The following is a 16032-nucleotide window of genomic DNA, read 5'->3' as shown; positions in this document are numbered from 1 at the left end:
ATTGTTGTTTGCCGTATGAAGTTTTGATTATTTATAGATAAGCGATAGAGCATACTAACAAAAATTTCACCAGATGATGGGCGCAAATAAGAGTATCTGTGTTCTATTTATGTGATAGCTTTCACGTTTCACTTATCCTTTTACTGATGAAGTTAAGATATCAGTAAAAGGTAGTGAAGATCAGAATAAAAAATAAAGATCACGCTATTTTAAATGGGTAAGTAAAAAAGAGCAGGTGAGTCAGATTAAGCGCAAAGTGAAATAGCGTTGAAACCCAAAGCCGACCACTCCACATCCAGGCTAATCCATAAATAACGCCTGCCAACGAAGCGAAAATAACTAATAGTATTCCTCCTGCAATGTGCGCAAGGCCAAAGATTATCGCTGCAATTAATAGCGCAACATAAGGAGGAAGGTAACGTGATAAGGTTTGCTGAATAACACCTCTAAATAATGCTTCTTCAGCAAGTGATACAAAAAAGAGGTTTGCGAGAATAAATGCAGGTAACCATGATGGTAAATGCAATTCAATTGCTAATCCTCCCAGTTTTACAGCGATTAATAGCAATGCAGGAATGGTAATAATTAGCATTGCCCACTGTAATTTATTTGCTTTTTTTAATGGTTCGCAAACAAAAAGCGTAGGAATAAAGATCAGAAAAATAAAAGGTAATAATGCTTTATCGGCATTGAAATAAAAAGAAAAAGGGGCGCTTTTCATCCCTATAATAGCATGTGAAAGGTAGCGTAAATTGTTAAAACCAGGAATAAGATGAAAGGCTAAGCCACTAGCAATGATAATAAGAGCAAGAATGATAATTGCCCGAAGCAGTGGTTGTGTTTTATAACGGGAATAAGCAAATGTTAATAACAGAATACTAAAGATAATCGGCAAAGCTTGCCATGTAATAACATCTGTTATAAACGCGCTAAGTGCTGTAAAAATGAGTGTAATAAATGCAATAGTGCGATTAAAACCCAAAAATAACAAAGAAAAAGCAAGAAGTATCCAAGTGATCATAATTTTAAAGGAGCTAAAATGAAAAGGAGCGCTAGGGTAAAAGATAGCAGCCTTCTAGGCTATCATTATAAATAAAATAGTAGAGAAAGCAGACCTCTTTATTCACAATGTTTTTATTTAATTATTTGATTTATATGTAAAATACTTAGTATTGATTTTTAATCTAAAATTAAAACAAATGTTTAATTTATATAATGATTGTCAATTTGTGATATTGAATTAGTATGAGAAAAAAGATGAGTATAAAAATGCCGATAGTTTTAATATCGGCATTTTAGTCTATATAGGATAGTTTACTTTTGATTAAACAAAGTAAAACTAAACGTAAAAATAGCGAATAACATGGAAGAAAATAGGGGCTGCAAAACAGAGGGAATCCATTCTATCCATCATGCCACCATGACCTTCTATCATTGTGCCAAAGTCTTTTACACCACTGTCTCTTTTTATCGCTGACATACATAAACCACCAGCAAAACCCGCCAATGTAATAACTAAAGAGAGTAAAAATGCTGCCCACCATGAGAAAGGCGTTGCCCACCACAACATCATACCAATAAGGCTAGCCGAGATAATGCCGCCAAAAAAACCTTCGACTGTTTTATTTGGGCTTAATTTAGGCACGATAGGATGTTTGCCAAATAATTTACCAAAGACATATTGGAGTACGTCAGAAACTTGTACCACAATCATTAAAAAGAGCAGTAAGTTGATATTACGACCTTCAAAACCTTCAATTGGCAACATTAATAGTGCAGGAGCATAACTTAGGCAATAAATGGCTATCATTACACTCCATTGCACTTTTGCCATACGCTCTAAGAAATGGCGGGTATCACCTGAAAGTGCCATGCGAGTTGGGATTAATAAGAAGGCGTAAACAGGGATAAATACCGCCATTAAGTTATACCATTGCACGCCAACAAGAATGTATTGGAGAGGCAATATAACGAAGAAACACCAGAAGAGCGCTTCATGATCGCCACGATGTGTGGGGGTTAAGGTGATAAGTTCGCGTAATGCAAGCCATGAGATAATAGCAAATAGGATGACAGATCCAATTGCCCCAATCCCTATTGCAACACCTGCAATAATACACATTACCCACCATGCGTTGATCCTTGAATTAAGATTTTTGATAGTGGATGTTGGGCCTTTTACTGCCGCTAAAATAGCGCCAATAATGCTGGCGATAATTAAGAAAGAGAAGAGTCCGATAAATATCCAGAGGACTTCGTTATTAATACGTTCCATTGTGTAGCTCCTCTAACGCATTTTTTGCTCTTACCAGAAACTCTTGTTTACTTTCATTTTCATGAGTTGATCCAATAGGGGCACCAAAAATTGCACTACAAATAACGGGAACAACTAAGCGAGAGCCTTTAGGTAGGACTCGATTTAAGTTTTCCAGATAAATAGGGACTAATTGCACATTCGGATTTTTACGAGAGAGATGCCAAAGTCCCGCTTTAAAATCTTGAATAGATTCACCATTACCTCGGGTACCTTCTGGAAAAATAATTAAAGAGTCCCCTCGGTCTAAAATTTCTTGCATCAGAGCAAGTGCATTGGTTTTATTTGGTGCAGATGATGCCGAGTCATTAGCGGGTTGTTTTACAACCTCTTCGCAAGAATTTTCCTCTTGTGGAAAATTCATTTTGGCAGCATGACGAGGAATAAGGATGGCTCTAAAGATACGACGAGATAAATAACGACGTAAACGGTTTTTATTCCAATAATCTTCAGCGGCAACTGGATGAACATAAGGGCGAATATTGGGCGAAAGACAAGACCAAATAACTAAGCCATCAAGATGGCTAGAGTGGTTAGCGTAATAAATGCAAGGTGTATCTTTTGCAATAGGCGAGGTTTGTTTAGCGCGAATACCTGTTAAAAATCGACAAATAGAGACTAAGACGGATGATACCACTTTTGCATCGAAAGCAAGTTTTCCATTTTTCATTAATCAGACACCTTGTGCTAAATCCCGTAAAATTCGACGGGTTCTGAAAATTGTGGTCAGCGTTGAACCTAAAATAATAATCCATAATGAAATAAAAAAGAGCCATATTCCCCAAAGACTGGGAATAAATGCAGCAATAACAGCAACAGAGGTTAATAATGCCATTCGGTGTTGTTTTGCCATTGGGCCTGTAAATTGTTGCTCTAACCCACAAGTTCCACCTAATACGCGAACATAAGCGGTCATTACAGCAAAAAAAGCTCCCACCCAACTCAACGTGATGGCCATAGAAAAGTCAGGAGATAACCCATAACCAACACCCAAAATAATTAAAGTATCGGCAATTCTGTCTGGTAATTCATTATAAACAGCACCTACTGGGCTTTTCATACCTCCTTCGACGGCAACCATACCATCTAATAAATTACAAATCAGGCGACCTTGGATCATGATAGCGCCAAGGATCAGTAAGATTGAGCGTAATAATCCAGATGTGTAAAAGAGAGCACAAAAAAGTGATAAGGCTGCAAGTAATGCAAATACGACGCTAAATACGGAAATACCGTTTGGGGTCGCCCCTTTTTGTTGTAAGTAGCGACTACACTTTGTGGCCCAGTTTGTTTGCCTTGCTTTTATAGGACGGCGGTTTTTATCTTGAGCGTTCATTTTTCTTTTTAAAAAACGAGTTGGAAGGGTATAGCATAAAGGTATTTGGACAAAGTGAGAATAAGAATAAACGTATAAATTTGTCTTATGTTTTTTTGTGTGGATTAATTTATTCTTGTTATGTTCTTATTAAGACTATAAAACAATCATTAATATTCATTTGTTTTTATAGGTGTTAATACTTGTTCATAGCTAGTATATTCTACTTATACAAGACGATCATTTAATGACATTCTTTATTTGACTGTTATTAAGTAGAAATAATAAGTGATGTATTACATTAATTAAACTATAAAGAGAATAAATTTTTTAAGTGAAATTGAGTATAAATGGAAATACTTATTATTATTTCTCATTTTACAGTTTAAATAATCACAATTAAAACGTTTTGGTTAGAATTTTCTTATAAAGATATTCTTGTTTAGAGCTAAAATTAAAACGCATAAATAGTCTTTAAATGGGCATAAAAAAAGAGACGAGGATTTCTTTTGTATTATTTTTTAATCATTAATAATTTTCTTCGTGAAATAAGAATAAAGAAAATGATAAATTAAAAAATAAGAATAATCATCTTTATAGCAAGTAAAAAATGATTTATATCAAATTAATGCTTTCATCTTTTCTTGTGTTTCTATTGTTAATAAAGAAAATCATAATAGTTATTAATAATAGAGATTATGAAAATGAGATATACGAGTGTTTTAAATTGAAATTAAACGACCCCTAATGAAAGGGGGCATCAAAATAAGTTGCCACCCTTTATATCGTAGAATGGTGTCTAACGTATTAATTATTCCCATATTAGGTGTAAATCATCCAAAATAGAATATTTTTAAAAGTACAGCTTTCTATCATTAATAAAAGATAATGAAAGTTAAACAGGTCATATCGTTATATCGCTAGATAATACAACCTATTGATAAATAGAAGTCACATTGTAAATTAGTTTGTTCTTAAGTCATATTTCTTAAAGAAATCATATTCTTGAACTAATTGTGGTAGTGATCTTATTCTCAATTTTGTATACATGTTTGAACGATGTACTTCAACTGTTCGAGGCGATAGCGAAAGTTTTTCTGCTGCTTCTTTACTCGTATTTCCTTCAAGGATCATCTCCATAACCTCTTTTTCTCTATTAGATAACTTACTAAATTTATCTTTTAGAGATATATATGTTCGGAATTGCTCAACTTCACTTTCATAATGTAGAAAAGATTCCGAGACAATATTAAGAAGTTCATTCACATTTAGAGGACGAGTTAAATATTCAAAAGCCCCTGATTTAAATGCGTTACGACAACTTTCAATGGAACTATCCCCAGAAATAATAATTATAGGGATAATGTTTTTCAATTTGTTGAGTTCTTTAATCAGTGCAATTGAGGGGGCTGCACTGCTTTTTGTATTAATTATGATGCACTCTTTATGAGCTCCTTTTGTCGATGAAAAATAGTATTTTAAGAAGGCCTGTTCATTTGAATAGGTTTTCACATTAGCCGCTAAAGAAGAAAGAACAGCTTTAAGTTGAACTTTTGTACTGTCCTCTTCAAAAGTGATTAAGTGGATTATTGATTCCATATGTTGCTCCTGATTTTACTTTGCTCTTACACTAAAAGTGAATGAGTAACGAAATTTGACTAATTTATAAGTTTTTTGTGTAGGGTAACATCCATGCAACGGAGCTATATTCAGAATATATCAAATTAAAAATGGTTAATACTTCTGTATTATATTATAGATAAAATATCAGAACTTTGTTTTGTTTCAATATTTGTATTTTATAGATAAGAATAATTAATTTCTATAATGAAGGGAGAAATAACTATTATTAATTGTAACTAAGTTTTTTCTAGTAAGTGATTTTAACTATATTAAACTCAATTGATAAGTAAAAAAATAATATATTTAGGTGTCTTTTTATGAATTAATTAATAGTCGCAGGTGGTTACAATACAACACCCTTTGTGGCTTTTTGACTTTACTTCTTGTAAAATAGTACTTTATTTCTATTGACCCTTTTTAATAAACCAATCGAGCCAATACTATGGCGTCACTGAAAGATGTAGCTCGACTTGCATCCGTTTCTTTGATGACAGTCTCAAGAGCGATTAATAACCCTGAGTTATTAAAACCAGAAACACTGAAACAAGTCCAAGATGCGATTGATCAACTTAACTATGTTCCAGATTATTCTGCACGAAAAATTCGTGGACAAGGAACAAAAGTATCATCAATTGGTGTTCTAGCAATTGATACCGCAACGACACCATTTTCGGTGGAAATGATTTTATCGATAGAACAAACCGCAAGAGAATTTGGTTGGAGTTCATTTGTTGTCAATTTGACTGCACAAGATTGTTATGAAAATGCAATTTGGCAACTTTTGGCTCAACGTCCAGATGGTATCATCTATACCACTATGGGGTTGCGTGAAATCACTGTACATGAAAAGTTGTTTGATAAGAATTTAGTGCTAGCAAACTGCTTGGATAAAACGCACGTTTTTCCAACTTATATTCCCGATGATTATCATGGGCAGTATTTTGCGATGAAAAAAGTCATCGAAAAAGGGTATCGCCGTCCTTTGTGTTTTTATATACCTGAAGAGTCAGTTGCAGGTCCTATTCGTCGTAAAGCGGTTGAAGATGCTTGGCTAGAAGCTGGGTTGCCATTGGCAGATCTGCAACAATATACGATGATATTTGGAGATGAGCACTATCGTGATGTGATTGAAATATTGAAAAAGCATTGTGTTCATCAAAAAGCTGACTTTGATATTCTCATTTGTGGTAATGACCGTATTGCATTTTTAGCTTACCAAGTTTTACTTTCTATGGGTTTACGTATTCCAGAGCAAGTAGCTGTTTTGGGATACGACAATATGATTGGTACAGGAGAGTTGTTTTATCCACCATTAACAACAGTACAACTTCCTCATTATGAATTAGGTAAAGAAGCGACATTGCATATCATTCAAGAAAGAAACCATAGAAATATCGTACACGTACCTTGCCAATTAGTTGAACGTGAGTCTATTTAAAGACTCACGTCTTACTTATCTTCTCAATATCAGTAAATACTATTTAGTTGCCAATATTCACCATTAATCAGTGTTGCATCACCATTCATGGCAAAAAGATGTAAAGCTTGGATATCTTGTTGAGCATAATATCGACTACTAAGGGTAAATTCCCCTTTGTTTACAAAGACTTCAATTGATGAGCGATCAATAAAAATACGTAAATTTAATTCACAACCTTCAGGCAATGGAATGCTTCTAGCCCCACTTATATTATGCTGAGGGTAATGACGATTAAGCACTAAACGGTTTGATTGATTATCTACAAAAAGCTCAAGCCCTTCACCTAGCCATAAGCCAAACTTCTCGGCTTGGCTGTCTAAAGACCATGTTAAATCGAGTTCGATAGTTGATGTGTTATCAATCAACTCTATAGATTGATGGCTTAATGTGAGAGGTTTGATGGTGTTTTTTTCTTGGCGTAATGATTCAATTTCTTTGACTGGCACCATACGTAAACGATTTTTGCTCTTATCAAAGGTAATTTCGCGAGGCAATGTGAAGCAACCAGCCCAAAACTCTGCTTTTGATGGCATAGGTGAATTCCACATATCCATCCAGCCCATAGAAACACGACGACCATCAGGAGTCATAAATGATTGTGGAGCGTAATAGTCATGGCCATTATCAAGTTCAATAAAGTGTCCTTGTGGTTTAAAAGGTTGATTTGGTGACCACTTGCCAATTAATGCACCTGATTGAAAGAGGTTGCGATATTGATAGCCTTCAGCACGTTTTCCTTGTGGTGAGAAGACGATTGCATATTCATTTTCTTGACTAATAGGAAAGAAATCTGGGCACTCCCACATATAGACATTTTTATCATCTGTTTTTCCTAAAACAGTGTAATCGTTGTTCCACTGCTGGCCTTCGACAAATAAATTTTCGCTAGAGAAGAGTAGGACTTGTCCTTGATCTTTTTCATCACGCGCACCAACAACCATCCACCATTTACCTTCTTGATACCAGACTTTAGGATCACGAAAGTGCATATAGCCTTTAGGGGGTTCTAAAACGATGCCTTTTTTCTCAAAATGAATACCATCTTCACTGATAGCAACACATTGTGCTTCATAGATTTGGCTATCATCCCCTTCGGTGGCTAACCAATTGTGTCCTGTATAGAAAAGATAGAGTTTGCCTTCATGGCTAATGGCTGATCCTGAGAAACAACCACTTTTGTCGTACTCATCTCCCGGCGCTAACGCGATGGGTTGGTGTTGCCAGTGTATCATATCGGAGCTAGTGGCATGTCCCCAATGCATTGGCCCCCAATCTTGAGAATAAGGATGGTGCTGATAAAAGGCATGATATAAACCATCATGATAAATAAGACCATTAGGGTCATTTAACCAACCCGCAGGCGCAGCTAAATGAAACTGGGGATAAAATTTATTGCCTCGTTTTTCAATCAAAGTATTTAAGGCGTTTGTTGATTGTTCTAAGCGGTGTTTCATATCATTATCCTTATTCTATTTTAGAGTTATTAGTGTGTTTTTAAGAGCACAGAAAAGGTAAAGAACAGACTAATCACACTATTACTCTTGTTGTTAACGATAATATTCAGAGCGAAAAAAATACGATGCATGAGATTGACTTTATCATATTATCTTATTATGTTAACGTTATCAGTGTGGATTTACGAGCAATATCTTTACTTATTCGTTATGAATAGTCATAAAAACAGAATATAGTTAAGAAAAATAATTGCTTATCTTCAGGAGAGATTATGAAAGTCTGGTCTTTAGGTGACGCTGTTGTTGACTTGATCCCATTGCAAAACATGCAATATGAAGCATGCGCTGGTGGCGCGCCTGTCAATGTTGCTGCGGGCGTCGCTAAGCTTGGTCAACAAAGTGGTTTTATTGGACGTGTAGGTGAAGATGCGTTCGGCCATTTTATGCAAAAAACATTGTTTGATCTGGGTGTCGATACTCGCGCAATGGAATTTGATGAGTTTCACCGTACCAGTACTGTTCTTGTCTCTTTACAAGAAAATGGTGAGCGTGATTTTACTTTCTTAGTTGCTGAGTCTGCTGATCAATTTTTAACGGAAAAATCTTTACCTGCGTTTGAAAAAGATATTTTGCATTTTTGCTCTTTAGCATTAGTGAACTCCATTTGTCGTTCAACTTTGGATACGGCGATTAAGAGTATTAAAGAAACGGATTCATTGCTGAGTTTTGATATTAATTTACGCCCTCAAATGTGGCGTGATCACGAAGAAATGCGCGAAGTTATCGATAATTATGCGCATAAAGTTGACATATTAAAATTATCAGAAGATGAGCTTACGTGGATGACACAAGAAGTGACATTGAATAATGCCCTTAAAAAATTAGAAGATTATCCCGCGCGTTTAAAAGTGATCACCCAAGGCTCTAAAGGTTGTTTAGTTTTAACGCCAAATACTCAAATCGCATTGAGCGCTTTTACCGTTGAGTGTGTAGATACTACAGGGGCTGGTGATGCCTTTATGGCTGGTTTATTAGCGGCGGTGGCAGAATATGGTTTTGCAGAAGATGAGCAATATTTATCGAAAATAGTGACGCAAGCGGCGGCTTGTGGTGCTTTAGCCACGACTCAAAAAGGGGCGATAGCCGCGGCACCAAGTCGTAAAAAATTACGTGATTTTGTTCAGCAGCAACCACCTTTACATGTTAGGGAGATTTTCTAACAACTTACCTATTTTTTCTGGTTGTGGTTTTTACCACGGTTTTCCCTTAATGGTATTTTCCAACTCTCCATTTATAACTACTTTTCTCGGCGTCGTTATTTGTGGAGATTTTTTTTATCTTGTCTATGTCATCGTACTGATGTTTGATCAATCAGCGATGCTGATCATATTGTTCTATCTATTTTAAGCGTATGATATTAAACCTTATTGACTTTTATTGATGGAACATTAAATGTGGGCTCAATCGGGCGCAGTATTAGCCATTTTTTCTTATATTCTTTGGGGAATAACACCACTGTTTTATCGGCTGTTACCCGGAGCGCAACCGTTAGAAATGTTGGCTCAACGCTTGATCTGGTCTATCCCTCTTTTATTACTCGTACGACTCTTTATTAAAAATAGGACACGATGGCGCGTTGTTTTGCAGGATAGGCGCTCTATTTTTATGTGCCTATTTAGCTCAATGGCCATGGCCGTTTCTTGGTGTACATTTACCTATGCATTAACACATCAACAAGTATTAGAAGCGAGCTTGGGATATTTTATTAATCCACTTTTCTCTATTTTATTAGGTGTCATCTTTCTTAAAGAACAGCTTAATCTAGCAGAAAAATGGGCTGTTACCTTAATTTGTGCCGGAGTGGGGTATCAATTGTGGATGTACGGTGAATTACCTGTACTCGCTATCATGATGGGGGGCGCATTTGCTGTATATGGTTTGATCCGTAAGTTTATTCGTTTTGATGTGATCACTTCTTTATTTATGGAAACACTCTGGTTAATGCCATTAGCAATAGGCGTGACCATTTGGTTGTTTATGACAGATAAAAGCGCGCTACCTTCTGCAGATAATCTGACTCGTTTTTATTATGTTTTAACCGCACCTGTTACCATATTGCCATTATTGTTTTTTACTGCAGCCGTGAAACGAACGACGTTAACCGTTATTGGACTAGCGCAATATATAGAACCTACTATTCAATTTTTACTAGCTGTTTTCTTATTCCATGAAGCTTTTGATGAAGTTAAAGGTGTCAGTTTTTCTCTAATTTGGCTGGGGCTTTTATGCTGTATCTTGGCACTTATCCGAAAACGCCTTAATTATCTAAAAATCCAAAAAGGAAAACGCAGCCAAATTTTGTAATGGTTTTCTTTCTTCGATTGATTATTTTTGCCTGCCTATTTTTCTATCAAGTAAAATCCGTTATGCTACGCAAATGCAATCGTTTGCGTCATTGTGTTTTTGATAAATAGTGAGGATGAAGAATGACTGTGTTGGGTACGGCTCTTACCGCTAATGCGACAAAGGTAATGCTATTAGGTGCAGGTGAACTGGGTAAAGAGGTGGCTATTGAATGCCAGCGCCTAGGTATTGAAGTGATTGCAGTTGATCGCTATCCCAATGCACCCGCGATGCATATTGCACATCGCCATCATGTGGTGAATATGCTTGATAGCAATGCATTAAAGCTCATTATTGAACAAGAGCAACCTGATTTTATTGTTCCTGAAATTGAGGCGATAGCAACTTCGTTATTGGTTGAATTAGAACAAAAAGGGCAAAAAGTTGTTCCTTGTGCCCGCGCTGTAAAACTCACAATGGATAGAGAGGGGATCCGTCGTTTAGCTTCAGAAACATTACTTTTACCAACATCAAATTATCAATTTGTCGATGATGAAGTGAGTTTTAAAAAAGCCGCTTTAGATATCGGTTTTCCTTGTATTGTCAAACCAGTTATGAGTTCGTCGGGGAAAGGGCAAAGTGTTATCCGTAGTGAAAATGATTTAGCACATGCTTGGGCCTATTCTCAAGAGGGCGGACGAGCAGGAAAAGGGCGTGTCATCGTTGAGAAAATGATCCCGTTTGATTTTGAGATCACGTTATTAACTATTCATGCTGTTGATGGTATCCATTTTTGTGCTCCCATTGGTCATCGGCAAGAAAAAGGAGATTATCGTGAGTCATGGCAACCTCAAAAAATGAGTGATATAGCCCTTGCTAAAGCAGAGCATATTGCGAGTAAAGTGGTAAAAAATTTAGGGGGTTATGGATTATTTGGCGTAGAGCTATTTGTGCAAGGTGATGAGGTGTTTTTTAATGAAGTGTCTCCTCGTCCTCATGATACAGGATTGGTGACGCTAATCTCACAGGACTTATCAGAGTTTGCTCTTCATGTTCGCGCTTTTTTAGGTTATCCCATTGGTGGTATTCGTCAGTTAGGTAACTGTGCTTCAGCTGTGATTTTGCCAGAGCTACATAGCTCAAATATCGTTTATTCCGGTATTGAAAAAGCGTTGAAGGCGAACCGTCAAATTCGTCTTTTTGCGAAACCTGAAATTGCCGGCTCTCGCCGTTTAGGTGTTGTGCTTGCTCATGCTGATACAATAAAACATGCATTAGATGAAGCAATCGCAGGTGCCAACGCTATCATTGTTAATGACGCTCAAAAATAGCAATGTAACACAAATATTTTCTTATTTACCGCTAAGTAAACGCTATTAACTTAGCGGTAAAATCTGGCTTCTAGCCATTGAAGTATAAATATTCTGTAATTAAAAATATTGAGAAAAGTCATTTCACATTTTTATCTCTCTTAGGCATTTAATCAATTTTATTAGCTTAATTTTTTACTCGACCCTTGAAACTAGCTTAACTATCCCCACTTTTTACTCATATTGTTTTTTTCGCCAAATTAGGATTAATTGAGGTAAAAATGAGTATGAAAGGTCAGGAAACAAGAGGATTTCAGTCTGAAGTTAAACAACTTCTTCAATTAATGATCCATTCTCTTTACTCCAATAAAGAAATTTTCCTTCGCGAATTGATTTCTAACGCATCAGATGCGGCAGATAAATTGCGTTTCCGTGCATTATCAGATGCAGCGCTTTATGAAAATAACGGCGAGTTGCATGTGCGTATTTCCACTGATAAAGAAGCGCGTACTTTGACTATCAGTGATAATGGTATTGGTATGACTCGTGATGAAGTCATTGATAATCTGGGTACTATCGCAAAATCAGGAACAAAATCATTTTTAGAATCTATCGGACAAGATCAAGCTAAAGATAGCCAACTAATTGGTCAGTTTGGTGTTGGGTTCTATTCCGCGTTTATCGTTGCAGATAAAGTGACCGTACGCACTCGAGCTGCGGGCGAAAGCGCAGATAAAGGTGTTTTTTGGGAATCTGAAGGTGAAGGTGATTACACCGTTGCTGATATTGAAAAGGCTGATCGTGGTACTGACATCACACTTCACTTACGTGAAGGCGAAGATGAGTATTTAGATGACTGGCGTCTGCGTAGCATTATTAGTAAATATTCTGACCATATTTCTTTGCCTGTTGAAATTGAAACGAAAAATGAAGAAGACGGCACAGTAACGTGGGAAAAAATTAATAAAGCGCAAGCACTGTGGACTCGTAATAAAGCCGAAGTGAGTGATGAAGAGTATAAAGAGTTTTATAAACATATCTCTCATGATTTTGCCGACCCATTAAGCTGGGTACATAACCGTGTAGAAGGTAAGCAAGAGTACACAAGCTTATTATATGTGCCTTCAAAAGCACCTTGGGATTTATGGAATCGTGAACAACGTCATGGCTTAAAACTGTATGTACAGCGTGTTTTTATTATGGATGAAGCTGAGCAGTTTATGCCTAATTACCTACGTTTTATCCGTGGGTTAGTGGATTCTAATGATTTACCGTTAAATGTTTCTCGTGAAATTTTACAAGATAGCTCTGTTACACGTAATTTACGCAGTGCATTAACTAAGCGTGCATTACAGATGCTACAAAAACTGGCAGAAAACAAGCCAGAAGAATATCAAGCATTCTGGAAAGAGTTTGGTTTAGTCTTAAAAGAAGGCCCAGCAGAAGACTCATCTAACATTGAAACAATTGCTAAATTACTACGTTTTGCGTCAACGCATAACGACAGTGATGCTCAAACTGTTTCACTGGAAGATTACGTTAGCCGTATGGTGGAAGGTCAAGAAAAAATCTATTACATCACTGCTGACAGCTATGCTGCTGCGAAAAATAGCCCTCATTTAGAGCTGTTCCGCAAAAAAGGCATTGAAGTATTGCTGTTATCTGATCGTATAGATGAGTGGATGATGAACTACCTGACTGAGTTTGATGGCAAATCATTCCAGTCTGTTAGTAAAGCAGATGAATCTTTAGATAAACTGGCTGATGAAGAGAAGCATGCAGAGCAAGAAGAAACAGATAAACAATTAGCTCCTTTCGTTGAACGCATTAAAACCTTGTTGGGCGACAAAGTTAAAGAAGTGAAATTAACACACCGCTTAACAGATACCCCAGCGATTGTGACAACCAGTGCGGATGAAATGACCACACAAATGGCGAAATTGTTTGCGGCAGCAGGGCAAGAAGTGCCAGAAGTAAAATATAACTTTGAGCTAAATCCAAATCATCCATTAGTGAAACAAACAGCAGAGTTAACGGATGACGCTTTATTTGCTGATTGGGTCAATTTATTACTGGATCAGGCTTTATTTGCTGAAAGAGGCTCTTTAGAGGATCCAAACCAGTTTATTCGCTTAGTAAATCAACTTTTAGTTCAAAAAGCGTAACTGTTTTCGTTTTCAAACATTTAAACCACGTTTCTCTGAAGAGAGAGCGTGGTTTTTTCTTTTTCGATAAAAATAAAATGCAATCGCTACCGTGATTTCTTGAGCGATGACCTCACAAAATGGTATGGTAATGCGTTTTCGAGTTTAAATATAAAAAATTAAATGCAAGGGGATTTACGCGATGCGTATCATTCTGCTAGGCGCTCCAGGCGCTGGTAAAGGCACTCAGGCTCAATTCATTAAAGAAAACTATGGTATCCCACAGATTTCAACTGGTGATATGTTACGTGCTGCAGTAAGTTCAGGTTCAGAGCTAGGACTGAAAGCAAAAGCACTGATGGACAATGGCCAGTTAGTTACAGATGAATTAGTTATTGCGTTAGTTAAAGAGCGCATCAAACAAGACGATTGCCGTAATGGTTTCTTGTTGGATGGGTTCCCAAGAACAATTCCACAAGCTGATGCAATGAAAGAAGCAGGTATCAATGTGGATTTCGTACTGGAATTTGCTGTACCTGATGACATCATTGTTGAGCGTATCATTGGTCGTCGTGTTCACGCACCATCAGGTCGTGTTTATCATGTGAAATTTAATCCACCTAAAGTGGAAAATCGTGATGATGTGACGGGTGAAGAATTAACAACACGTAAAGATGACCAAGAAGAAACCGTTCGTAAACGTTTAGTTGAATACCATACTCAAACAGCACCGTTAGTTTCTTATTATCAAAATGAAGCTAAAGCAAGCAATGCGAAATACTTCAAAGTTGATGGTACACAAAAAGTAAGCGAAATTAACGCTGAACTGAAAAGTATCCTTGGCTAATTTGTCATTGTGATGATTAATCCCGGTTGAGCCGGGATTTTTTTTATCTCTAGGAAAAGGTAAAAAGTCCGATCCAATAAATTGACAAGCACAATCTATTATTTTCCTTTATTCTTCTACACTTTGGTTATCCTAATAAAATAACTCTAAGGAGTCATAGTATGAATGATGCTAAGTATGGTGTTCTTTTGGTTAATCTTGGCACACCTGATGCGCCGACAACGGGGGCTGTTCGACGTTATTTAGCACAATTTCTTAGCGATCCTCGTGTTGTTGATGTTTCTCCTTTGATTTGGAAACCAATATTACAAGGGGTGATATTACCGTTTCGTTCACCTAAAGTAGCTAAGTTATATCAACAGATTTGGATGGATGAAGGGTCTCCTCTTTTAGTTTATAGCCGAGCGCAACAACATGCTGTTGCGCAGCGATTATCTAATATTCCCGTGGAGTTAGGGATGTGTTATGGTAATCCATCCCTAAATGAAGGGGTTGAAAAGCTATTACAACAAGGTGTTGAGAACATTATTTTGTTACCACTTTATCCTCAATACTCTTGCTCGACTTCTGCTGCGGTATTTGATGGTGTCAGTCGAATTTTTAAAGACATGCGTACAATACCCTCTCTTCACTTTATTCGTAGTTATCCTACACATCCGCTTTATATCAAAGCACTTGTCACCTCTATTGAGAAAAGCTTTCAGCAATATGGTAAACCTGATCGTTTAATTCTCTCTTTCCACGGTATTCCGGAGCGTTTTATCAAAACGGGGGATATCTATTATGACGAGTGTTGTCTAACAACAGAAAAACTAAAAGCACAATTAGAAGAGCAGTTAGGTTATCCTAAAGAACAGGTTATGTTGACATTTCAATCACGCTTTGGTCGTGAACCTTGGCTATCACCTTATACAGATAAAACGATGGAAAAGCTGGGAAGTGAAGGGGTTGAACACGTGCAGGTTGTATGTCCAGGATTTTCATCTGATTGTTTGGAAACATTAGAAGAAATTAATGAACAGAACCGAGAGTTCTTTATTCATGGTGGTGGCAAACAGTACGAATATATTCCGGCGTTAAATGCTGAACCTGAGCATATTGACTTGCTAGAAGCGATGATCCGAGAGGTATGCAAAAAATAATTACTGAATTCGATAAATAAAATTATCGGATTTGATGATATATTAATTTGATCATATTTC

Annotated in this window: 13 protein-coding genes; 7 read left to right on the top strand and 6 right to left on the bottom strand. The window is 36.7% G+C overall.

What is annotated here, in order from left to right:
- Window positions 1–199: 199 nt before the first annotated feature.
- From DK861_RS11545 to DK861_RS11525, 5 genes are all read right to left on the bottom strand, one after another.
- Window positions 200–1021 (bottom strand): CPBP family intramembrane glutamic endopeptidase, encoded by an 822-nt coding sequence (locus tag DK861_RS11545; RefSeq protein ID WP_109400193.1) that lies wholly within the window; start codon window positions 1019–1021, stop codon window positions 200–202.
- A gap of 318 nt (window positions 1022–1339) precedes the next feature.
- Window positions 1340–2275, bottom strand: a complete 936-nt coding sequence (locus DK861_RS11540) for a phosphatidate cytidylyltransferase (RefSeq protein ID WP_109400192.1) — start codon at window positions 2273–2275, stop codon at window positions 1340–1342.
- Window positions 2262–2984 carry a lysophospholipid acyltransferase family protein gene (locus DK861_RS11535; RefSeq protein WP_072065119.1) on the bottom strand — a complete coding sequence of 241 codons (723 nt, stop codon included), beginning with the start codon at window positions 2982–2984 and terminating at the stop codon, window positions 2262–2264. Before DK861_RS11535 ends, DK861_RS11540 begins: the two co-directional genes overlap by 14 nt.
- A gap of 3 nt (window positions 2985–2987) precedes the next feature.
- Window positions 2988–3650, bottom strand: coding sequence for a CDP-alcohol phosphatidyltransferase family protein (locus DK861_RS11530; protein ID WP_109400191.1), 663 nt, complete (start codon window positions 3648–3650; stop codon window positions 2988–2990).
- Between the two features lie 942 nt (window positions 3651–4592).
- Entirely contained in the window at window positions 4593–5228 is a 636-nt protein-coding gene (locus tag DK861_RS11525; protein ID WP_109400190.1) for a LuxR C-terminal-related transcriptional regulator, read from the bottom strand.
- A gap of 466 nt (window positions 5229–5694) precedes the next feature.
- On the opposite strand from DK861_RS11525, the gene DK861_RS11520 reads away from it, so the two are divergent.
- Entirely contained in the window at window positions 5695–6690 is a 996-nt protein-coding gene (locus DK861_RS11520) for a LacI family DNA-binding transcriptional regulator (RefSeq protein ID WP_109400189.1), read from the top strand.
- 29 nt (window positions 6691–6719) lie between these two features.
- On the opposite strand, the gene DK861_RS11515 is transcribed toward DK861_RS11520, so the two are convergent.
- Window positions 6720–8186, bottom strand: a complete 1467-nt coding sequence (locus tag DK861_RS11515; protein WP_109400188.1) for a glycoside hydrolase family 32 protein — start codon at window positions 8184–8186, stop codon at window positions 6720–6722.
- Between the two features lie 272 nt (window positions 8187–8458).
- On the opposite strand from DK861_RS11515, the gene DK861_RS11510 reads away from it, so the two are divergent.
- The 6 genes from DK861_RS11510 to hemH all read left to right on the top strand — a co-directional run bounded on the left by DK861_RS11510 (window position 8459) and on the right by hemH (window position 15972).
- The gene (locus DK861_RS11510; protein WP_072065114.1) at window positions 8459–9406 is read left to right on the top strand and encodes an aminoimidazole riboside kinase; all 948 of its coding nucleotides are present in this window, start codon (window positions 8459–8461) and stop codon (window positions 9404–9406) included.
- A gap of 232 nt (window positions 9407–9638) precedes the next feature.
- Window positions 9639–10550, top strand: coding sequence for an EamA family transporter RarD (rarD, locus tag DK861_RS11505; protein WP_109400187.1), 912 nt, complete (start codon window positions 9639–9641; stop codon window positions 10548–10550).
- 122 nt (window positions 10551–10672) lie between these two features.
- Window positions 10673–11860 (top strand): formate-dependent phosphoribosylglycinamide formyltransferase, encoded by a 1188-nt coding sequence (purT, locus tag DK861_RS11500; protein WP_109400186.1) that lies wholly within the window; start codon window positions 10673–10675, stop codon window positions 11858–11860.
- 260 nt (window positions 11861–12120) lie between these two features.
- Window positions 12121–14004, top strand: coding sequence for a molecular chaperone HtpG (gene htpG, locus DK861_RS11495; RefSeq protein ID WP_109400185.1), 1884 nt, complete (start codon window positions 12121–12123; stop codon window positions 14002–14004).
- Window positions 14005–14185: 181 nt separating this feature from the next.
- Complete coding sequence (adk, locus tag DK861_RS11490; protein WP_006534026.1) at window positions 14186–14830, top strand: adenylate kinase; 645 nt, start codon at window positions 14186–14188, stop codon at window positions 14828–14830.
- Between the two features lie 161 nt (window positions 14831–14991).
- On the top strand, window positions 14992–15972 hold the full coding sequence (gene hemH, locus DK861_RS11485) for a ferrochelatase (protein ID WP_109400184.1): 981 nt from the start codon (window positions 14992–14994) through the stop codon (window positions 15970–15972).
- Window positions 15973–16032: the final 60 nt, after the last annotated feature.

It is taken from the genome of Proteus sp. TJ1640 (assembly GCF_003144445.1).
Classification (GTDB): Bacteria; Pseudomonadota; Gammaproteobacteria; order Enterobacterales; family Enterobacteriaceae; genus Proteus; species Proteus penneri.
This window is presented reverse-complemented; position numbering and strand designations above follow the sequence as displayed.